The sequence below is a fragment of the Ruegeria sp. BE1 genome (assembly GCF_056538885.1).
The window spans coordinates 375180-394676 of sequence record NZ_JBQFTY010000002.1; the positions used below are offsets into that span (position 1 = coordinate 375180).

Genomic DNA, 19497 nt, shown 5'->3' on the forward strand with positions numbered 1-19497 from the left:
ATCGGTTAAGCCGGATTTTCTTTATTTTTGAAAGGTCTGCGCGATATCCGCGATGAGATCACCAAAAACCGCGGGCGGGGCCACCTGCCCCGTGACCCATTGATAGAGGTCCTGATCATTTTCATGCAGCAGGGCATCGAACACATCCAGACCGTCTGCATCCATCTGATCAAGGTTGCGCTGGGCATAGGCGGACAGGATCAAGTCCATCTCTTTGATACCGCGTCGCATGGATCGCATCTGCATGCGTTTGATCCGAACCTCGCGTGTCTCGGTCACTGGCTCTGCTCCAACATTAGCCGCAGCTTCTTTTCCAAACGTGCTGCGCGCTCGGCGCAGGCGCGCATCTCGCCGCGGATTGCGCGCAACTCGGCCACGGCGTCCGCCAGCTCCATATCGGGCGCGTTTTCGTCGATAGGCGCGTCCATGCCCTCGCCCTCGCCGGTCAACAGCCACATGATCGACACGTTGATCATGCCCGCCATCATCGACAACCGGTTCGCACGCGGCTCGGACAGATCGTTTTCCCAGGCAACAATCGTTGCCTTCTTGACCCCAAGACGGCGGGCAAGCTGGGTCTGGGTCATCCCTGCCGCCTCGCGTGCACCGGCCAGCCTGTCCCCGAATGTTGCAGCCTCGGCTCCGTACCAGTCAGTTTCGTCGCTCATCGGGGTCTCCTGGTTTCAAATTCATACAGCTTGATCGTCGTTCAGGCGCACCCTATGACAGTCAAGTTGAACATACAAACCGAGGCCGACCATGAGTTTCCTGTCTGCGACACTGTCACGCGTCAAACCCTCTCCGACCATTGCCATGACAGCGAAAGCGGCCGAGCTGAAGGCCGCCGGGCGCGATGTCATCGGCCTGAGCGCGGGCGAGCCGGATTTCGACACCCCGCAAAACATCAAGGACGCGGCTGTTGCGGCCATCGCGGCGGGCAAGACGAAATACACCGCGCCCGACGGTATCCCCGAGTTGAAACAGGCTGCCTGCGCCAAGATGAAGCGCGATCATGGGCTGGACTACACGCCTGCGCAGATTTCCGTGGGTACAGGCGGCAAGCAGACGCTGTACAATGCGCTGATGGCAACCATGAATGAGGGCGATGAGGTCATCATCCCCGCGCCTTATTGGGTCAGCTACCCGGATATGGTGCTGCTGGCGGGGGGCACTCCGGTCGTTGTCGAGACAACGCTTGAGAACAGTTTCAAGCTCAGCCCCGAACAGCTCGAGGCCGCGATCACGCCCAAGACCAAATGGTTCATCTTCAACTCGCCATCCAACCCAACCGGCGCGGGCTATAGCCGGGCCGAGTTGAAGGCCCTGACCGATGTGTTGATGCGCCATCCGCAGGTCTGGATCATGTCCGACGACATGTATGAACATCTGGCCTATGACGGGTTCGAATTCTGCACCCCGGCCGAGGTTGAGCCGGGTCTTTATGACCGCACATTGACCTGCAACGGCGTGTCCAAAGCCTATGCCATGACCGGCTGGCGCATCGGTTATGCGGCGGGCCCGGTTGAGATCATCGCGGCCATGCGCAAGATACAATCTCAGTCGACCTCGAACCCCTGCTCGGTCAGTCAATGGGCGGCGGTTGAGGCATTGAATGGAACGCAGTCTTTCCTTGCGCCAAACGCCGAAACCTTCAAACGCCGTCGCGATCTGGTGGTGTCCAAGCTGAATGAAATCGACGGGATTTCATGCCCCACGCCCGAAGGCGCATTCTATGTCTACCCGTCCATTGCAGGACTGATCGGCAAGACCACCCCGGCGGGCACCGTGATCGACTCGGACGAAGCCTTTGCCACGGCCCTGCTGGAAGAGGCCGACGTTGCCGTGGTCTTTGGTGCCGCGTTTGGGTTGTCTCCGAATTTTCGGGTTAGCTATGCTACATCGGACGAAGCGCTGACCGAGGCTTGCACCCGCATCCAAAACTTCTGCGCTGCGCTGACCTGACGCCGGAGGACCATATGACCGCAGATCTGCCCGAATATTACTTTCGCATCCGCGAGAATGGCGCGGCGGTTTTCAGGATCGACACTGAAAACCGTCAGCAGCGGATCGAGATGGAGCAGATCGCGGTCATCAACATCCGCAACGGCGAGGTCAAGCCGCAGGGGCAGCGCACCCTCACCGATGCCGATCAGGCCGAGATCGCCCGCTGGATCGAAGCGCGCAAAGCCCTGCTGGCGCAGCGCGACCTCGACGATATTCACCGCGCGGTCGACTACATGAATCTGACGACCCAATGGGCGCAGTCCAAGGCAACAGATGACCAGCTAGAGGATGTGACGGACCGTCTGCTGCTGTCCATGCATGATCTGCGCACGGTTCTGGTGCGCAAAAAGGCAGACCGGCTGACCAAGGGCTAGCGCCACCCCTACTGGGCGGGCACCGCGATGATCCGGACCGAGCGCAGCCAGAACCGCGCCATCAACAGTACGGCTGCAAAGGCAAGGCCCAGCACGAGGCCCAGCCAGACCCCGATTCCATCCATCCCGCGCACAAAGCCAAAGTAATAGGACGCAGGGATTCCCACGACCCAATAGCTGAGCCCGGCCATCACCATCGGCACTTTGGCGTCCTGCAACCCGCGCAGCAGGCCCAGCGCAATCACCTGCGCCCCGTCCACCAGTTGGAACAGCGCCGCCATTGCCAGCAACCCGGTGCCAATGGCCAAAATCTGCGGGCGCTGCGGATCGTCGGGCTCCATGAACAGCGAAATCAGAGGCTCGGCGCAGGTCAGGAACAGGATCACGGTCAGCACTGACATCACCAACGACATCCCCGTCACCGCAATCGCACCCTTTTCCAGATGCGGCCGGTCCTTGCGCCCCAGAGCGTTCCCGGCCCGGATCGTCGCCGCGTTGGACAGGCCCAGATGCACCATGAACGTGGCCGAGGCCAGGTTCAGCGCGATCCCATGCGCCGCCAGAGGCACCTGCCCCAGCCAGCCCATCATGATCGCAGACATCGCAAACAGGCTGACCTCGGCCAGTGTGGTCAGACCGATGGGAACACCAAGACGCAGCACGCTGGCGAACATCTCCCAATCGGGGCGCCAGAAGCGTTGGAACAGGCTGTGTTCGGGCAGTACGCGCACCGCGTAGATGACCACAAACACCAGCGACACGATCTGCGTCACGACCGACGCGATGGCCGCGCCCATCACACCCAGTTCCGGCGCGCCCCAATTGCCGAAGATCAACGCATAGTTGGTCAGCGCATTCACCACGGCGGCGGTGACAGTGATCCACAAAACGATCTGAGTCCGCTCAAGCGCCGCCAGATAGGATTTGATCACCATCACGATCAGCGCCGGGAACAGTCCCCACCCTGCCAGGCGCAGGTATTGCGCAGCAGTTTCAGCCACTTGCGGGTCTTGCTTCAACGCAATCAGGATCGGGTAAGACCACCACAAAAGCGGCATCATCAGGGTCGCATAAATCAGCGACAGCCACAGCCCCATGCGGGTCGAGCGGCGAATGCTGGTTTCATCTTCTTCGGCGGCGGCGGTGGCAACCATGGGCATGACGGCCCAACCAAACCCGGCCCCGAACAGGAACAGCACAAAGTAATAGCTGCTGGCCAGCGTTACCGCGGCCAGCGCCTCGACCCCATACCAGCCCAGCATGATTGTATCGGTCAGACCGATGGCAAACTGCGCCAAGTGCCCGCCAATCAGCGGAAAGCCCAGCACAGCGATGGCCCGGAAATGGCCGCGATATGTCATCACCTTGTTCATTGACCCAGCCATATGCCCGGCCAGAGGCCGGGACAAGAGGGGATCAATGAAATTTCAATATGAGACCTGCCGCTCGGGCAGTCAAAGCCGCCGCTTATTTCGCCTCGGGGTGCAGGGTATTGCCCAGAATATGCTCGGACCGATGGATCACGTGATGCGCCTGCCCGACGATCAGCGGATCGGGTTCGCCGACAATATCATGGTCCTTATCGGGATAATCCAATGTCGACAGGAAATGGCGCATCGTATTCAGCCGCGCGCGTTTCTTGTCGTTGGACTTGATGATGGTCCAGGGCGCATCGGCGGTGTCGGTATAGAAGAACATCGCCTCTTTCGCCTCGGTGTAATCCTCCCACTTATTCAGGCTGGCCTTGTCGATGGGCGACAGTTTCCACTGCTTCAGCGGGTCGGTTTCACGGCTTTTGAAACGGCGCTGTTGTTCGGACTGCGTGACCGAGAACCAGTATTTGTAAAGCTGAATGCCCGAGCGAACCAGCATCCGCTCCAGCTCGGGGGTTTGGCGCATGAACTCAAGATACTCGTTGGGCGAACAGAACCCCATGACCCGCTCCACACCCGCGCGGTTGTACCACGAGCGGTCATAGAACACCATTTCTCCAACAGTCGGCAGTTCCTGAATGTAGCGCTGATAGTACCACTGTCCCTTCTCTTCCCATGTCGGCTTGTTCAGCGCGACCACGCGGGCCTGACGGGGGTTGAGATGCTCCATAAAGCGTTTGATGGTGCCGCCCTTGCCGGCCGCATCGCGGCCTTCGAACAGCAGCACAAAACGCTGGCCGGTTTCCTGCGCCCACAACTGAACTTTCAGCAATTCGGCCTGCAGCTGCGCCTTTTCAACCTCATAGCTCTTGCGCGCCATCTTGCGGCCATAGGGGTATTTGCCGCTTTCAAACGCCTGCCGGATCTTTTCATGGCTGGGCGGCGACGGCTCAGGTTTCGGCGTCGGCACCAGTGTGACAGAGGATTTCTTTTCTTCGGTTTTGATCGCTGCGTCCATTCAATTTGTCCTTTTCTCGTTCTCTGCGGACACGGCTAGCAGAAGAGGTATTTTTGCGCTTTGATTGGTGTCAAATTGATGCGCGAAAAACGCATCATTTCGCCAAGAGTCAGGAGGGTTTTGTGGACACCGAGGTCATCGCACTGAACGGCAACCCCTTCTTTCTGCGCCGCTGGGGGAACCCTGACCTGCCACCGCTGCTGATGCTGCACGGCTTCCCGGAATACGGCGGCGGCTGGAGCGACCTTGCCCCGCATCTGGCTGCTGATTTCCACTGTATCGCCCCGGATCAGCGCGGCTATGGGCAAAGCTGGTGCCCCGAGGGTGTTGGTCAGTACACGCTGTCTCAGCTGGTGTCGGACATGGCAGAGCTGGCGGGGCGGTTTGACACTCCGATGACTGTTCTGGGCCACGATTGGGGCGCGTCCGTGGCCTATGGGCTGGCGATGTTTCGGCCCGATCTGGTCAGTCGGTTGATCATCGCAAACGGGGTCCACCCCGTCCCGTTTCAGCGCGCCATGGCGGCCGGAGGCGCGCAATCCGCCGCCTCGCAATACATCCACGCGCTGCGTGCGCCGGATGCTGCGTCGCAGTTCTCGGCCAATGATTTCGCGCGGCTGGAACAGTTCTTTCGGTTCGGCATGGGTGTCGACTGGTTGTCGGATGCGCGAATGGAGGAATACCGCACCGAATGGGCCCGCCCCGGACGTCTCGAGGCCATGCTGAACTGGTACCGCGCCTCACCCCTGATCGTCGCCGAACCGGGAGCGCCACGAACCGACCTGCCCGACCTGCCGTTGGACCGCCTGATGGTCCGTTGCCCGCACCTGCTGCTTTGGGGGCCGAAGGACAAGGCGCTGCTGCCTGAGTCCACCGCCGGGCTAGAGGATTTCGCCCCCGACCTGACCCGCATCGACATTCCCGATACGGACCATTGGCTGCATCACCAAAGGCCCGACGCCGTGGCACGGGCCATTCTGGAGTGGATCGCGGCCTGATTATGTGTGCCCCCAATCGTCCGGGTCATCCGAGTTGTTTGGGGACAGCCCCAGAATATCCCCCTTGGTCGAACATCCCAGACCCAGCACCGTGCGATTGGCATAAGAGAAATACGCGCAGACCTGATTGATCTCGAGTATCTCACCATCCTCCCAACCGGCATCCCGCAGGGCCTGCACATCCGCCTCAACCATCTCTGCCGGGGCCTCGGTCAGCTTGCGGGCATAGCCCATCGCGGCGATCTGCGCTGCATCCAGCGGCGCGGTGTCGGGCGCACCCGCCTCAATCGCGGCGCGAATGGCGTTCCCACGCGCGGGATCGTTCAAGAGCCGCTGCAACCCGCTAAAGTGATGTTCGACGCAATAACCGCACCGGTTCAGCGAGCTGACCCAGACCCCCAACACCTCAAGAAACCACTTCGGCACCTTGTTGGCCGAGTGATGCAGCACGTTCTTGTACAACACCATATGGCCTTCCATCGAATGCGGCCGAAGGCTGTGTGCCATCATGATGTTGTCCACGTTGTTGTCGGGACCGGTCACACGCGCGTACAGCTTTTTCAACTTGTCGGTCGCCTCATCAAACGGCACGGTTTTGATCCAGCTCATGTAGTATCTTCTCCGTTTTGAAATCGGGATCACAGTAAGCGCAGTTGGACTGGAAATTCGAGTCCCGACGGCTGCACATCATCTCTTGGCTCTTAACGATGCAAAGGAGAATACTGCCTTGACCTACACCCCTTGATCATCAGAACGTGTAGTAAATAATATCAAGGTGACACTATGAGTGATTTTTATCAAAAGATTGAAGAGCTTGCCCAAAGATCCAAAATGGCAGAGCGGCAAGCAATCACAGAAGAAGCGACGAAAACGTCCGTCGTGCTGCCGTTATTGCAAGCTTGGGGCTTTGACGTATTTAACCTAAGTGAAGTTGTCCCAGAATTTGTCGCAGATGTCGGAACGAAGAAAGGATAAAAGGTCGATTTTGCAGTTAAGATTGACGGAAAGCTAGCCATGCTGGTCGAAGTCAAACCAATTTCCTCCAAGCTCGGCGATGCGCAGTTCAACCAGTTATTCCGCTATTTCTCGGTAACCGAGGCGCGGCTGGCCATTCTGACCAATGGGCGCGAGGCTTGGTTCTTCTCCGACACTGACGCGCCAAACAAGATGGACAAACGACCTTTTTTCAAATTTGATTTTCAGTCCCACGACGCAAATCAGGTTGAAGAGCTGTCGCGCTTTCAAAAGAAAAACTTCGCGATTGATCAGATCATTGAAGCTGCTTCCACTTTGAAATACACACGCTCGGCTTCTAATTACCTCAAGAAACAGCTTGATGAACCCGACGACGAGTTCATTCGCCTTGTTGGCCGTCAAATACACGATGGTCCGATTGCGAAAAGTGTTGCCGAGCAACTCAAACCCGCGATCCAATCGGCAATGGATGATTTGATCCGAAACCGAATACAGGACCGCCTGTCAATAACACTCGGAGAAAAAGCCAACCCCTCCTCAGAGGATATACGGGACGAAACCGCACCCGATAGTGACATCAACACAACTGAAGAAGAGATTGAGGCACACAGGATCATTCGCGCGATAGGCGCCAAAATTGTGGGGGTCGAGCGCATTACCATACGCGATGCCAAAAGCTACTGTGCAATTCTGATGGATGACAACAACCGTCGCCCCGTCTGCCGTCTGTTCTTTAACTCTCCAACAAATAAGTTCATCGTCATTTTTGATGAAATGAAGAATGAACAAAAACACAAAATTTCATCGGTTGAAGACCTATATCTGCACACTGATGCGCTGGAAGCCGCAATAAGGGCCTACGAATAGCAAGTCCTAGAATAGATCAAGTCACGCCTTCGGAGAGGTTTCTGTTTTGGCGCAGATGATAATCTGCGCCACTAAACCAACTACAACACCTCGCGCCCCTCTTCCCCCGGACCACATCACCTGCCATAATGGGACCAAACCCAAGAACAAGAGCAGCACCGATGCCCGACGATCTGTTGACGCCCAGCGCGACCACGACCTACGACGCCTCCTCCATCGAAGTGCTGGAGGGGCTGGAACCCGTCCGCAAACGCCCCGGCATGTATATCGGCGGCACTGATGAGCGCGCGCTGCACCATATGGTAGCCGAAATCCTCGACAACTCGATGGACGAGGCGGTCGCCGGTCACGCCAACCGGATCGAGGTTGAGCTGCACGCGGATTACGCCCTGACCGTGCGCGACAACGGGCGCGGTATCCCGATCGATCCGCACCCCAAGTTCCCTGACAAATCCGCGCTTGAGGTTATCCTGTGCACCCTGCACGCGGGCGGTAAATTCTCGGGCAAGGCCTATCAGACGTCGGGCGGTTTGCACGGCGTGGGGGCGTCGGTCGTGAATGCCCTGTCGGATTCGATGGTCGTTCAGGTGGCGCGCGACAAAACGCTGTTCGAGCAGCGGTTCTCACGCGGTATTCCGCAGGGCCCGGTTGAAAAGGTGGGCGCCGCCCCCAACCGGCGCGGCACGACTGTGACGTTCCACGCCGACCCCGACATCTTTGGCCAACACCGGTTCAAACCGGCGCGGCTGTTCAAATCCATCCGCTCCAAGGCTTACCTGTTCTCGGGCGTTGAAATCCGCTGGAAGTCCCATATCGACGACGGCGAAACCCCGACCGAGGCCACGTTCCACTTCCCCGGCGGCCTATCGGACTACCTGAAAGAGACGATGAACGGCTCGTCCACCTATGCCGAGCAGCCCTTTGCCGGCACCGTGGACTTTACCGAGAAATTCGGCACCCCCGGCAAGGTCGAATGGGCGATCAACTGGACGCCCTCGCGCGACGGGTTCATTCAATCCTACTGTAACACCGTCCCCACGCCCGAAGGCGGCACCCATGTGGCGGGGTTCTGGGCCGCGATCCTCAAGGGGATCAAAGCCTATGGCGAGTTGATCAACAACAAAAAGGCCGCGCAGATCACCCGCGATGACCTGATCACCGGTGGCTGCGCGCTGGTCAGCTGCTTCATCCGCGAGCCCGAATTCGTCGGCCAGACAAAAGACCGCCTTGCCACGGTCGAGGCGCAACGGCTGGTGGAAAATTCGGTCCGCGACCATTTCGATAACTGGCTGGCCGCGGACACGAAATCCGCCGGCGCGATCTTGGATTTCCTCATACTGCGGGCTGAGGAACGCCTGCGCCGACGGGCCGAGAAGGAAACACAACGCAAATCCGCCACTAAGAAACTTCGTCTTCCCGGCAAGTTGGTGGACTGTAGTAGTTCAACACGCTACGGCACCGAATTATTCATTGTCGAGGGCGACTCGGCCGGTGGTTCCGCGAAAATGGGCCGCGACCGCAAAACGCAGGCGCTGCTGCCCCTGCGCGGCAAGATCCTGAACGTGCTGGGCGCGGCCAGTTCCAAGCTGGGCACCAACGCCGAGATCAACGACCTGACGCAGGCGCTGGGTGTGGGCCTTGGCACCAAGTTCAACGTCGACGACCTGCGCTATGACAAGATCATCATCATGACCGACGCGGATGTGGACGGCGCGCATATCGCGTCCCTGTTGATGACATTCTTCTTCACCCAGATGCGGCCGATGATCGACGCGGGCCACCTGTATCTGGCCTGCCCGCCTCTGTATCGCCTGACCCAGGGCGCCAAACGCGTCTATTGTCTGGACGAGGCCGAGCGCGACGAGTGGCTGGAAAAAGGTCTGGGCGGCAAGGGCAAAATCGACGTGTCCCGCTTCAAGGGTCTGGGTGAAATGGACGCCAAGGACCTGAAAGAGACCACGATGGACCCCGCCTCGCGCAAACTGATCCGCGTCACGATTGATGAGGACGAACCCGGAGAAACCGGCGACCTCGTCGAGCGCCTGATGGGTAAGAAGCCTGAACTGCGGTTCCAGTACATTCAGGAGAACGCGCGGTTTGTGGAGGAGTTGGATGTTTGAGCAAGTATTTCGACGGCATTGACAAATCTGCAATTGAAGACGCAATCGAGATCGCTAAGAAAGCCAGAATAGAGGGTAAAGAACTACACGAGATCACCGCTGGCGCAGGCAAGCCAAAAGATCACTTTGTGATTTCGGATGGCGAGTTCTTCCCGCTAAAAGCGCTAATCAAGAAGGCAATGGAGCTAAGAGGAATAAATCCTCAAGATCCGGTAAGGCGTGAGTTTACATCACACAATGGACGTGCCTGGCTGGAAGGTTTGGACTTTAAATGGATTCAACTTCCGCACAGAGCAGACAGCATCATAAGAGATTGCGAACGCTACAGAAAACTTCAACCCACCTTAGCGAGACCTAATCAGGCAAAGTTTCGTGCTGAAGCTATTTCGCTTTGGCGCGGGGTTTGCCCCGTTACTCAATGCAGGACCTTACCAGCTCTCGAGGCAGCTCATATCATACCTGTAGGCGCTGACGGGTGTGACGATCCTGACAACGGAATATTACTCAGAATTGATCTGCATAGGCTATTCGACCGCGATTTGATGAAAATTTCACCTGAAGGCTTTCAAGTCAGTTTTTCCAGTCAAGTTGATGAAACCTATGATCGTTTTCGCAACACAACCATCAAGCTACCCAGCGAATTGAAAAAACATTCAATTGCCCGCAACTTGACACAAAGATACCAGCTCTCCTTGTGACCATCAGGCTTACGGGCCTGATCGCTGCACACTCAAAACCCTTGCCTAACCCGTTGATCTCGTTCACACTTACCCTCGGGCTGGCTCTGACCCTGCTGGCCAGCCAAGTGACCGCGCAGCAGACCCTGACCACCGCCTCCCCGATCCCTGACGGGGCTGATACCAAGTTCTGCTATTACGCGGGCATGGCGTATTCGATGGATGCGTTTGTGGTAATCTTTGGCGACAACACTGTCACCGCCACTTCTGGCGCGCGCGAGGAGCATCTGTTGCGATGCGTCAAAAACGACGATGGCACGATGAGCTGGAAGCCCCAAAGCAGCTTTCAGATCAGCCGCTAGCGTCCAATTTCTGACCCAGCCAGTCGGCGATCTGCCCCGCTGGCTCCTCCCACCCCGGCTCCATGAACAGAAAATGCGCGTGGTTATCGACGGGCAGGAACGTCGCGCGGTCTCCGTAGAGCTTCGCCAACGCCCGACAGGTGTTGGGGTTCACGGCCCGGTCCTCGGTGCCCGACACGATCAGAACCGGGCAGTCGACCTTGTCGATATCGACCTTCATCGCGTGGTGGTCGTCGAACATCCAAAAGAACATCTCGAACATCACCCGCCCGCTTTCCGGGCCAAGCTGGTCGAAGACCTCATGCTGCTGCGCCTCGGGCATCTTGTTCAGCGCAAAGGGGGCCATCAGGTCGAAATCGACGCGCATGGGCTGTTTCCAGAACGCCCCGCCCTCCATCAACGCACGCGGCACGGCGCGTTCGTCATCGGTTTCGGGCAACGTCCCCCAGGCCGCGTTTGGGTTGATCAGGACAATTGCGCTGGCCAATCCGCGCGAGGCCACCTGCTGCGCCACCACACCCGCGATGGCATGGCCGAGCAGAACCGGTTTGCTGTCCAGCCCCTGCACAAACGCAGCGATATCGTCGACGTAATCCATGACGCTGGTGTCAGTCAGGCCGGGATCGGGCTCGGCCTTAGGGTCTCCGCCATGATAGCGCAGCGCGGGGGTGTGCACCGTCCAGCCAAGCGCGCGAAAGAACCCGGCGTAGTTTTCCATACACCACGGCCCGGCAAAGGCCCCGTGGATCAGAACAATGTCTTTGGTCATGAAAATCTCCCTCACCTCAGCACAAGTATGCGAGGTGAGGGATACGTTCGGCAAGCCTGTTACAGGGCGGCTTTGAACAGCGCGGTCAGGTTGTCTTCGGTCAGTTCAATCGGGTTGCCACCGCAGGACGGATCGATGATTGCGCCTTTGACCAGCTCGGGGATCGATGCCTCGGTCACGCCCAGATCGGACAGCTTGTGTGGGATGGCGAAGCTGTCATTGAACTCCTGCACAAAGGCGCGGAAGCCATCAAAGCCACCGTCGATGCCCAGATAGGCCGCCGCCTGCTGGAACCGGTCGGCGATGGCGGGGGCGTTGAACTCCAGCACGGTGGGCATACAGACCGCGTTGGTGGTGCCGTGATGGGTGTTGAACACCGCGCCAATCGGGTGGCTCATGGCGTGGATCGCGCCGAGGCCCTTTTGGAACGCCGTCGCCCCCATCGCCGCCGCGCTCATCATCTGAGCACGCGCTTCGATGTCGCTGCCATCTGCGTAGGCGCGCGGCAGGTAGTCCTTGACCAGCCGCATCCCTTCCAGCGCGATGCCCTGCGACATGGGGTGGTAATGCGGGCTGCTGAACGCCTCGACACAATGGGCAAAGGCGTCCAGACCGGTGCCTGCGGTGATGAATTTGGGCATGCCCACCGTCAGCTCCGGGTCGCAGATCACGACCGTCGGCAGCACTTTGGGATGGAAGATGATCTTCTTCGCGTGGGTTTCCGAATTGGTGATGACGCTCGCGCGCCCCACCTCGGACCCCGTCCCGGCAGTGGTCGGCACCGCAATGATGGGCGCGATGACATCGGCATCAGCACGGGTCCACCAGTCACCGATATCCTCGAAATCCCAGACCGGGCGCGTCTGACCAGCCATGAAGGCCACCATCTTGCCCAGATCCAGCCCTGAGCCACCTCCGAACGCGATCACCCCGTCATGGCCGCCCGCATTGTAGGCGGCAACCCCGGCGTCGAGGTTCTTTTCATTTGGGTTCGGGTCCACGTCGCTGAACAGACCCCGGCCCAGCCCTGCGGCTTCCATAATGTCCAATGTGGCTTTGGTGATCGGCAGATCGGCCAAACCCTTATCCGTGACCAGCAGCGGGCGTTTCATCCCAGCGGCAGCGCAGGCCTCGGGCAGTTCCTTGATCCGGCCAGCGCCGAATTTGATCGCGGTCGGATAGGACCAGTTTCCAACAAGTGTCATGTCAGCGTTCCTTTGTCGTTTGAGGCCTGCTCTGGCGAGGGGGTGTGTCCAGAGCAGGCCGGTCGTCCTTAGCCTGTGACCTTCTTAAGGTGGTAGGATTTGGGACGTGTCAGGTTGTGGTATCCAATGACGGACAAGCCGCCGCCGCGCCCGGTGTTCTTGCAGCCGGTCCAGCACAGGCCCGGATCAAGGTAGTCGGCCCGGTTCATGAACACAGTACCGGTTTCGATCTGATCACCCAGCCGCGCCGCGCGATCCACGTCGCTGGTCCAGAGGCTGGCGGTCAGGCCAAATTCGCTGTCATTCATCAACTCGATGGCCTCTTCGTCCGAGGTCACTTTCATGATGCCAACCACGGGTCCAAAGCTCTCATCCCGCATCACGCGCATATTGTGATTTACATTGGTCAGAATTTGCGGGGTCAAATAAGCCCCGCCATCATCCTCGGCGAAGGTCTCGATATGGGCGACGGCACCCGCAGCGACCGCCTCAGAAATCTGCGCGCGCACTTCATCAGCAAAGCGGATATTGGCCATCGGACCAATCGTCGTCTTGGCGTCCAGCGGGTTGCCCAGCTTATAGCCTTTCACCACTTCAACGGCCTTGGCGACGAAGTCATCGTAAAGGCTCTCATGCACATAAATCCGTTCAATCCCGCAGCAGCACTGACCCGAGTTGAACATTGCCCCGTCGATCAACGTATCCACCGCCGCATCCAGATCGGCGTCGTCCATGACATAGCCCGGGTCTTTGCCGCCCAGCTCGGTTCCCACACCCGTAAAGGTGCCCGCGGCCGCACGCTCCATCGCCTGCCCGCCACCGACCGAGCCGGTGAAATTCACGAAATCAAACGCCTTGCCCGCGATCAGATCATTGGTCACATCATGGCTGAGGAACACGTTCTGGAACACATCCTCGGGCACGCCCGCCGCATGGAAGGCCCGTGCCATCCGCTCGCCCACCAACAAGGTCTGCGTGGCGTGTTTCAACACCACAGCGTTACCCGCGATCAGCGCAGGCGCCACCGTGTTGATCGCCGTCATATAGGGGTAGTTCCAGGGTGCCACCACAAACACCACCCCATGCGGGATACGTTTGATGTAACGCTTGAAAGTCTCATCCTCGCCCACTTCAATTTCGGCCAGCGATGCCTCGGCAATCTCAGCCATGTGACTGGCGCGTTCATTGAAGCCGCCAAACTCACCACCATACCGCACGGGGCGTCCCATCATGTGCGCAAGCTCCGGCACGATCTCGTCATTCATCTCGCCAACAGCGGCTACACCGGCCATGACAAGATCAATCCTCTCCTGCAGGGGTCGCGCGGCCCACGCGGCCTGCGCCGCCCGTGCCCGCGCGGCGACCTCAAACGCCGCCTCAGCGGACAGCACTTCACGCTCTGCAAAAACCGATCCGTCAATCGGCGAGACACATTTCAACATCTGCCCCATCTTCACTCCATTTCCGAAAGAAACAGGATCCCCTGCTTCATCTGGCCAAAAATATCCCGGGGGTCTGGGGGCAGAGCCCCCAGGCCAGCACTCTAAGCCCGCTCAAACCCGCGGGCAATTTCCCAATCGGTCACCACACGCTCGAACTCTTCAATATCGACCTCAGCCGCGCGGGTATAGTGATCGACCACCTCATCCCCCATGGCCGCGCGCAGCATAGCCGAGCCATGCAACGCATCCCGAGCTGCGCGCAGATTGCCGGGGATCATCCCCGTTTCGCCCTGATACACATCGCCCTGAGTCGGCGCCTGCAACTCCAGCCCTTCCTCAATCCCGGCAATCCCGGCGGCCAGCATCCCTGCCATCGCCAGATAGGGGTTCATATCAGACCCAGGTATACGGCACTCCACCCGCACCGCCTTGGTTCCATCGCCGCACAGACGGAACCCCGCCGTGCGATTGTCCACCGACCAAATGATCCGCGTTGGCGCAAAAGTCCCCTTCATGAACCGTTTGTAGCTGTTGATATAGGGGGCCATGAAATAAGTGTAATCGGCGGCGTATTTCAGCAAACCGGCCATATAGTTTTTCATCACATCAGACATCCCGAGCGGATCTTTTTCGTCGAAAAAGATCGGCACCCCGTCCGACCAAAGCGACTGATGCACATGGGACGAACTGCCGACTTTCTCATGATGCCATTTCGGCAGGAACGTTGCGGCGTGCCCGTGTTGCCAGGCGATCTCTTTCACCGCGTTCTTGGCGATCGAGTGATATTCCGCCGTCTCCATCGCGGATGCGTATTTGATGTTCAGCTCTTCCTGCCCGGTCTCAGCCTCACCTTTCGAGTTCTCAACCGGAATCCCCGCATCCCACAGGTGATTGCGGATGGGCCGCATCACATGCTCTTCCTTGGTGGTCTGGAGGATGTGATAGTCTTCGTTGTAGCCCGAGATCGGCTCCAGATCGCGGAACCCCTCCTTGCGTATCTGGTCAAAGCTTTTCTCGAACAGAAAGAACTCCAGTTCCGTCGCACACATGGCGTCATAGCCCATGGCCTTCAGACGGTTGACCTGCTTTTTCAGGATCGAGCGCGGTGCATGTGGTACTTCCTCGTGCGTGTGATGATCAAGCACATCGCACATCACCATCGCCGTCCCCTCCAGCCACGGCACAGGGCGCAACGTGCTGAGGTCTGGCTTCATGACATAGTCGCCATAGCCCCGCTCCCAACTGGTTGAGGCATATCCATCGGGCGTGCCCATCTCAAGATCGGTGGCCAGCAGGTAGTTGCAGCAATGGGTCTCTTCCCATGCCCCGGCTACAAAATGCCCCGCATGGAACCGCTTGCCCATCAAACGCCCCTGCATGTCGACCATGCAGACCAGCACGGTGTCGATTTCTCCGGCAGAAACCTGCGTTTTAAGATGCTCGAATGTCAGCATAAATCACCTCTGCGATCCACGAGAATTTTCGACGAAAATTCTAGAGCCCCGTTGCGGCCGGCCCGCATTGACGCGGGCCGGTCCAGTCTTTTTAGCCGTAACGATAAGGCCGTCCGGCCTTGAGCATTTCGGCATTGTAGCGTTTGAAGATGTCGACCACCTTGGCTTTGGTCTCAGATTCAGCCGCGATCTCATCCCAGAACTTCACGGCCGCCTCTTCGACAGTGGCCCATTCTTCGTCCGGAATGGTCGTCAACTGCATCTTGGTGCCGTTGACGCGTAGGTTGGCCTCGCCACCCCAGTACCACCACTGGCGGTAATAGTGCGACTGGTCACAGCACACCTTGAACAGCGTTTGCAGATCCTCGGGCAGTTCATTCCAGCGGTCCATATTGGCAAAGAAATGACCAGCCCATGCGCCCGAGATGTTGTTGGTCAGGAAATAGTTGGTCACATCGGCCCAACCCACGGTGTAATCCTCGGTGATGCCCGACCACGCGATCCCGTCCAACTCGCCGGTCTGCACGGCAACCTCAATATCTTCCCAAGGCAGGGTCACCGGTACGACGCCGAATTGCGACAGAAAGCGGCCCGCCGTCGGGAAGGTAAAGATGCGCTTGCCCTTCATGTCGTCCAGCGATTTGATCGGGTCTTTTGTGGCAAAGTGGCAGGGATCCCAAGCGCCCGCGCTGATATGTTTCACGCCGACCTTGGAATATTCCTCATCCCAGATCTCGTTCAGGCCCCACTGGTTAAACAGCACCGGCACGTCCAGAGAATAGCGCGAGGCAAAGGGGAAATACCCGCCAAATACGGTGACTTCGGTGGGCGACGCCATCGAGTCATCGTCGGACTGAACCGCATCAATCGTACCCTTTTGCATGGCGCGGAACAGTTCACCGGTCGGAACCAGCTGGTCGGCATAGAACAGCTCGATCTGCATGCGGTCGCCGGCGATCTGGTTGAACATCTTGATGGCCGGATCAATCACGTGCTCGGCCAGTGCGGGACCCGCGTAGGTCTGCATCCGCCATGTGATCGTGTTTTGCGCCAAAGCAGGCGTCGCCAGCGGTGCAGCCGCAACGCCCACACCGGCGGTTTGCAGAAACTTACGTCTTGTCGTCATGTCAATTTCCTCTCCGTTAAGGTTTGCGTGCCCATTCACGGGCATTCTTGTTAATTTCCATATACATAGCCGGGCAGCCAAAGGGCGATTTCCGGAAATGCCATTATAATGATCAGCGCCAGCACCATCACACCGACAAAGGGCACGATCGAGCGGTAGATATCCTTCAACCCTATCTCGGGCGGGGCCATTGCCCGCATCAGGAACAGGTTATAGCCGAAGGGCGGCGTCATATAAGCGATCTGCGTGGTGATCGTATAAAGAACCCCGTACCAGATCAGGTCAAAGCCCAGCGCCCCCACCAGCGGCACATACAAGGGCGCGACAATCACCAGCATTGCCGTGTCGTCCAGAAACGTCCCCATGACGATAAAGCTGAGCTGCATCAGGATCAGGATCATCCAGGGCGACAGGCCCAGTTGAGCGGTGAACAGGTTCTCGATCGCTTTGACCGCGCCCAGCCCGTCAAACACCGCGCCAAAGCCCAGAGCGGCCAGAATGATCCACATGAACATGCAGGAAATCGCCAGCGTCTGTTTGGTGCAATCCTCGAATATCTTCCACGTCATACGGCGTTTCAGCACCGAGACAACCAGCGCCGTCAGTGCGCCGATGGCTGAGCTTTCGACAAGCGAGGTCCAGCCGTTCACAAAGGGCACCATCATGGCGGCAAAGATGATCAGCGGCAGCGCCCCTGCCCCCAGCAGGCGGATTTTCTCGGCCCGAGGCACTTCATGTGCGTCTTCCATCGCCGGGCCAAGCTCGGGCTGGATGCGGCAGCGCAGCCAGATATACAGGATGAACAGGCTTGCCATCAGCAAGCCCGGCACAATGCCCGCCAGCCACAATTGCCCCACCGGCTGACGCGCGATCATCGCATAAAGGACCAGCACGACCGAGGGCGGCACAAGGATACCCAGACTGGACCCGGCCTGAATGACGCCCGTCACCATCGTCTTGTCATAGCCCCGCCGCAGCAGTTCCGGCAGCGCAATGGTCGCACCAATGGCCATCCCGGCGACGCTGAGGCCGTTCATGGCCGAGACCAGAACCATCAGGCCAATCGTGCCGATCGCCAGCCCGCCATTCACCGGCCCCATCCAGACATGGAACATGCGGTACAGGTCGTCTGCCAGACGGCTTTCGGACAAGACATAGCCCATGAAGATGAACATCGGCAGGGTCAGCAGCGGATACCACTTCATCAGCTTCATCGCCGCCGAAAAGGTGATGTCCTGTCCGCCTGTGCCCCACAGGGCCAGCGCCGCGATGGTGGCAACCGCCCCGATGGCCCCAAAGACGCGCTGACCTGTGAACAGCATCAGCATCATCGATGCGAACATGAAAATGGCGATGTATTCCTGGCTCATGCCCGCTGAACCCCGATTTCCTGCCCGTTGATCCGGGCTATGTCTTTGAAGAATTCCGATATCGCCTGCAGCAGCATCAGGAAGAAGCCAAACACCATGATCGACTTGATCGGCCAGATATACGGGCGCCACGCAGTGGACGAGCGTTCCAGCCGCCCGATCTCTTCACTGCCGGTCAGAAGGCCGGTGAAATAGGACAGCGGCGCGTCCCCCCAATAGCCCAGGCTATACGCGGTCGAGCCCAGCCCGCCATAAAGCAGCACACCCAGATACAGGATCAGCATCAGGACGGTAAACGCATCGAACCACGCTTTCTTCTTGTGGCTCCAGTTGTGATAGAACAGGTCCATCCGCACGTTTGATCCCAGCTGGATCGAATACGGCCCGCCCATGATGTAATAGGTCACCATCGCAAACTGCGCCATTTCCAGCGTCCACAGCGACGGCAGGAAGAAGGTCTTGGAAATCGAGGACCACAGCAGGATGCCCATCATCGCGAACAGGCCCCACATCATCACCCGGCCAATGCGGTAATTGACTGCGTCAACCACCCGGACATATGCCGCCATCGCGCGGATCATTCCGCTGCCCTTTCTTCAAAACCTGCGAGGGTCTGCTTGATCCACGGCACCAGGCAATCGGCCATCGCGTCTTGTTGCTGGGCCGTGCGGATCAGATCGTTGCGCACCTCGATCATCACGTTCAGCAACCCGTTGGGAAGGGCCTGTACGTCCAGCGTATGCGCCACTCCATCGGCGGCTGAATAGGGTTCGTTCAGAAGGGTCAGAAAAGGCGTCGATGCCGGTTTTTCGGCCATCATGGCATGGGCGAAACGGTCATCAATGCCATGCAGAATGCCCAGCTCAACCTGACGCTTTTGCCCCAGATAGACCGGGGTAAAGCTGTGCACCGTCACCATCAGTTCCAGCGTGCCGCGATGTTGCGCAATCACCCCGGACACGGCCTGCCGAAACGGTTCATAAATGCCATCGATCCGCGCCTGACGCTGCTCGGGCGTCATTGTGGCATTGGCCGGAATTTCGATGTCTTCGCTGCGCAAGGGCATAGCGCCTGCCGCCTCGGGCGGGCGGTTGCAATCATAGACCAGCCGCGACACGCCGCCATGAACCAAAGGGGCCGACAATTGCTGTGCCATCCGCTGGGCCACGGCCAATGCACCAGGATCCCAAGCGATATGGCTTTTCAATGCCTCGGGGTCCAACCCCATATCCCCCAGAAACCCGGGTATGCGGTTCGACGCGTGTTCACAGACCAGAACGACCTTTGGGGCGCTGCCTGCCACATCTGTGTGAACAACTGTTCCGAAATCCAATGTCTCGCCCTGCGATTCCATGAGTGGGTT

At 58.7% G+C, this 19497-nt stretch carries 20 protein-coding genes and 1 pseudogene; 8 read left to right on the forward strand and 13 right to left on the reverse strand.

The genetic code is table 11. From position 1 onward, the window contains the following. Positions 1 to 21: 21 nt before the first annotated feature. Positions 22 to 279, reverse strand: coding sequence for a succinate dehydrogenase assembly factor 2 (locus ACR0J5_RS08100; protein ID WP_480652144.1), 258 nt, complete (start codon positions 277 to 279; stop codon positions 22 to 24). After that, positions 276 to 668, reverse strand: coding sequence for a helix-turn-helix domain-containing protein (locus ACR0J5_RS08105; protein ID WP_480652146.1), 393 nt, complete (start codon positions 666 to 668; stop codon positions 276 to 278). The genes ACR0J5_RS08100 and ACR0J5_RS08105 overlap by 4 nt, the downstream gene beginning before the upstream one ends. A gap of 91 nt (positions 669 to 759) precedes the next feature. Here ACR0J5_RS08105 and ACR0J5_RS08110 point away from each other — a divergent pair, with 91 nt between their 5' ends. Both ACR0J5_RS08110 and ACR0J5_RS08115 read left to right on the forward strand, forming a co-directional pair. After that, positions 760 to 1962, forward strand: a complete 1203-nt coding sequence (locus ACR0J5_RS08110) for a pyridoxal phosphate-dependent aminotransferase (protein ID WP_480652148.1) — start codon at positions 760 to 762, stop codon at positions 1960 to 1962. A 14-nt stretch (positions 1963 to 1976) separates the two neighbouring features. Then, positions 1977 to 2378, forward strand: coding sequence for a hypothetical protein (locus ACR0J5_RS08115; protein WP_480652150.1), 402 nt, complete (start codon positions 1977 to 1979; stop codon positions 2376 to 2378). Positions 2379 to 2386: 8 nt separating this feature from the next. On the opposite strand, the gene ACR0J5_RS08120 is transcribed toward ACR0J5_RS08115, so the two are convergent. Both ACR0J5_RS08120 and ppk2 read right to left on the reverse strand, forming a co-directional pair. Then, positions 2387 to 3751: an MATE family efflux transporter gene (locus tag ACR0J5_RS08120; RefSeq protein ID WP_480652153.1), complete on the reverse strand. Its 1365-nt coding sequence runs from the start codon at positions 3749 to 3751 to the stop codon at positions 2387 to 2389. Between the two features lie 94 nt (positions 3752 to 3845). After that, positions 3846 to 4769, reverse strand: coding sequence for a polyphosphate kinase 2 (gene ppk2, locus ACR0J5_RS08125; protein ID WP_480652155.1), 924 nt, complete (start codon positions 4767 to 4769; stop codon positions 3846 to 3848). 122 nt (positions 4770 to 4891) lie between these two features. Between ppk2 and ACR0J5_RS08130 the strand changes: the two genes are divergently transcribed. Beyond that, the gene (locus ACR0J5_RS08130) at positions 4892 to 5767 is read left to right on the forward strand and encodes an alpha/beta fold hydrolase (RefSeq protein ID WP_480652157.1); all 876 of its coding nucleotides are present in this window, start codon (positions 4892 to 4894) and stop codon (positions 5765 to 5767) included. Here ACR0J5_RS08130 and ACR0J5_RS08135 read toward each other — a convergent pair whose 3' ends face one another. Further along, the gene (locus tag ACR0J5_RS08135; RefSeq protein ID WP_480652159.1) at positions 5768 to 6376 is read right to left on the reverse strand and encodes a carboxymuconolactone decarboxylase family protein; all 609 of its coding nucleotides are present in this window, start codon (positions 6374 to 6376) and stop codon (positions 5768 to 5770) included. Between the two features lie 174 nt (positions 6377 to 6550). On the opposite strand from ACR0J5_RS08135, the gene ACR0J5_RS08140 reads away from it, so the two are divergent. The 5 genes and pseudogenes from ACR0J5_RS08140 (at position 6551) to ACR0J5_RS08160 (ending at position 10768) form a co-directional block, all read left to right on the forward strand. After that, the gene (locus ACR0J5_RS08140; protein ID WP_480652161.1) at positions 6551 to 6742 is read left to right on the forward strand and encodes a hypothetical protein; all 192 of its coding nucleotides are present in this window, start codon (positions 6551 to 6553) and stop codon (positions 6740 to 6742) included. 18 nt (positions 6743 to 6760) lie between these two features. After that, a pseudogene (locus ACR0J5_RS08145) lies at positions 6761 to 7609 on the forward strand (type I restriction enzyme HsdR N-terminal domain-containing protein); the annotation flags it as partial. 161 nt (positions 7610 to 7770) lie between these two features. Next, positions 7771 to 9729: a DNA topoisomerase IV subunit B gene (gene parE, locus ACR0J5_RS08150; RefSeq protein WP_480652163.1), complete on the forward strand. Its 1959-nt coding sequence runs from the start codon at positions 7771 to 7773 to the stop codon at positions 9727 to 9729. Then, positions 9726 to 10427 (forward strand): HNH endonuclease, encoded by a 702-nt coding sequence (locus ACR0J5_RS08155; RefSeq protein ID WP_480652165.1) that lies wholly within the window; start codon positions 9726 to 9728, stop codon positions 10425 to 10427. The genes parE and ACR0J5_RS08155 overlap by 4 nt, the downstream gene beginning before the upstream one ends. Beyond that, positions 10424 to 10768, forward strand: coding sequence for a hypothetical protein (locus ACR0J5_RS08160; RefSeq protein ID WP_480652167.1), 345 nt, complete (start codon positions 10424 to 10426; stop codon positions 10766 to 10768). The genes ACR0J5_RS08155 and ACR0J5_RS08160 overlap by 4 nt, the downstream gene beginning before the upstream one ends. Here ACR0J5_RS08160 and ACR0J5_RS08165 read toward each other — a convergent pair. From ACR0J5_RS08165 to ACR0J5_RS08200, 8 genes are all read right to left on the reverse strand, one after another. After that, positions 10758 to 11537: an alpha/beta hydrolase gene (locus ACR0J5_RS08165; RefSeq protein WP_480652169.1), complete on the reverse strand. Its 780-nt coding sequence runs from the start codon at positions 11535 to 11537 to the stop codon at positions 10758 to 10760. The two genes, ACR0J5_RS08160 and ACR0J5_RS08165, sit on opposite strands and share 11 nt — an antisense overlap. 59 nt (positions 11538 to 11596) lie before the next feature. Continuing rightward, positions 11597 to 12742, reverse strand: coding sequence for an iron-containing alcohol dehydrogenase (locus ACR0J5_RS08170; protein ID WP_480652171.1), 1146 nt, complete (start codon positions 12740 to 12742; stop codon positions 11597 to 11599). Between the two features lie 68 nt (positions 12743 to 12810). Further along, complete coding sequence (locus ACR0J5_RS08175; protein ID WP_480652173.1) at positions 12811 to 14193, reverse strand: aldehyde dehydrogenase family protein; 1383 nt, start codon at positions 14191 to 14193, stop codon at positions 12811 to 12813. A gap of 92 nt (positions 14194 to 14285) precedes the next feature. Continuing rightward, on the reverse strand, positions 14286 to 15638 hold the full coding sequence (locus ACR0J5_RS08180) for a glutamine synthetase family protein (protein ID WP_480652174.1): 1353 nt from the start codon (positions 15636 to 15638) through the stop codon (positions 14286 to 14288). Between the two features lie 91 nt (positions 15639 to 15729). Beyond that, the gene (locus tag ACR0J5_RS08185; protein WP_480652176.1) at positions 15730 to 16764 is read right to left on the reverse strand and encodes a TRAP transporter substrate-binding protein; all 1035 of its coding nucleotides are present in this window, start codon (positions 16762 to 16764) and stop codon (positions 15730 to 15732) included. A 50-nt stretch (positions 16765 to 16814) separates the two neighbouring features. Beyond that, positions 16815 to 18134, reverse strand: a complete 1320-nt coding sequence (locus ACR0J5_RS08190; RefSeq protein WP_480652178.1) for a TRAP transporter large permease — start codon at positions 18132 to 18134, stop codon at positions 16815 to 16817. After that, positions 18131 to 18715 carry a TRAP transporter small permease subunit gene (locus ACR0J5_RS08195; RefSeq protein ID WP_480652180.1) on the reverse strand — a complete coding sequence of 195 codons (585 nt, stop codon included), beginning with the start codon at positions 18713 to 18715 and terminating at the stop codon, positions 18131 to 18133. Before ACR0J5_RS08195 ends, ACR0J5_RS08190 begins: the two co-directional genes overlap by 4 nt. After that, positions 18712 to 19488: an N-formylglutamate amidohydrolase gene (locus tag ACR0J5_RS08200; RefSeq protein ID WP_480652182.1), complete on the reverse strand. Its 777-nt coding sequence runs from the start codon at positions 19486 to 19488 to the stop codon at positions 18712 to 18714. The genes ACR0J5_RS08195 and ACR0J5_RS08200 overlap by 4 nt, the downstream gene beginning before the upstream one ends. Positions 19489 to 19497 lie beyond the last annotated feature (9 nt).

Excerpts from the sequence above, each read along its gene's own strand:
- ACR0J5_RS08110 (WP_480652148.1), top strand. The coding sequence starts at position 760 with ATGAGTTTCCTGTCTGCGACACTGTCACGCGTCAAACCCTCTCCGACC.
- ACR0J5_RS08195 (WP_480652180.1), bottom strand. The coding sequence starts at position 18,715 with ATGATCCGCGCGATGGCGGCATATGTCCGGGTGGTTGACGCAGTCAAT.
- ACR0J5_RS08165 (WP_480652169.1), bottom strand. The coding sequence starts at position 11,537 with ATGACCAAAGACATTGTTCTGATCCACGGGGCCTTTGCCGGGCCGTGG.
- ACR0J5_RS08120 (WP_480652153.1), bottom strand. The coding sequence starts at position 3,751 with ATGAACAAGGTGATGACATATCGCGGCCATTTCCGGGCCATCGCTGTG.
- ACR0J5_RS08115 (WP_480652150.1), top strand. The coding sequence starts at position 1,977 with ATGACCGCAGATCTGCCCGAATATTACTTTCGCATCCGCGAGAATGGC.
- ACR0J5_RS08185 (WP_480652176.1), bottom strand. The coding sequence starts at position 16,764 with ATGACGACAAGACGTAAGTTTCTGCAAACCGCCGGTGTGGGCGTTGCG.
- ACR0J5_RS08175 (WP_480652173.1), bottom strand. The coding sequence starts at position 14,193 with ATGGGGCAGATGTTGAAATGTGTCTCGCCGATTGACGGATCGGTTTTT.
- ACR0J5_RS08105 (WP_480652146.1), bottom strand. The coding sequence starts at position 668 with ATGAGCGACGAAACTGACTGGTACGGAGCCGAGGCTGCAACATTCGGG.
- ACR0J5_RS08200 (WP_480652182.1), bottom strand. The coding sequence starts at position 19,488 with ATGGAATCGCAGGGCGAGACATTGGATTTCGGAACAGTTGTTCACACA.
- ACR0J5_RS08190 (WP_480652178.1), bottom strand. The coding sequence starts at position 18,134 with ATGAGCCAGGAATACATCGCCATTTTCATGTTCGCATCGATGATGCTG.
- ACR0J5_RS08135 (WP_480652159.1), bottom strand. The coding sequence starts at position 6,376 with ATGAGCTGGATCAAAACCGTGCCGTTTGATGAGGCGACCGACAAGTTG.
- ppk2 (WP_480652155.1), bottom strand. The coding sequence starts at position 4,769 with ATGGACGCAGCGATCAAAACCGAAGAAAAGAAATCCTCTGTCACACTG.
- ACR0J5_RS08140 (WP_480652161.1), top strand. The coding sequence starts at position 6,551 with ATGAGTGATTTTTATCAAAAGATTGAAGAGCTTGCCCAAAGATCCAAA.
- parE (WP_480652163.1), top strand. The coding sequence starts at position 7,771 with ATGCCCGACGATCTGTTGACGCCCAGCGCGACCACGACCTACGACGCC.
- ACR0J5_RS08170 (WP_480652171.1), bottom strand. The coding sequence starts at position 12,742 with ATGACACTTGTTGGAAACTGGTCCTATCCGACCGCGATCAAATTCGGC.
- ACR0J5_RS08180 (WP_480652174.1), bottom strand. The coding sequence starts at position 15,638 with ATGCTGACATTCGAGCATCTTAAAACGCAGGTTTCTGCCGGAGAAATC.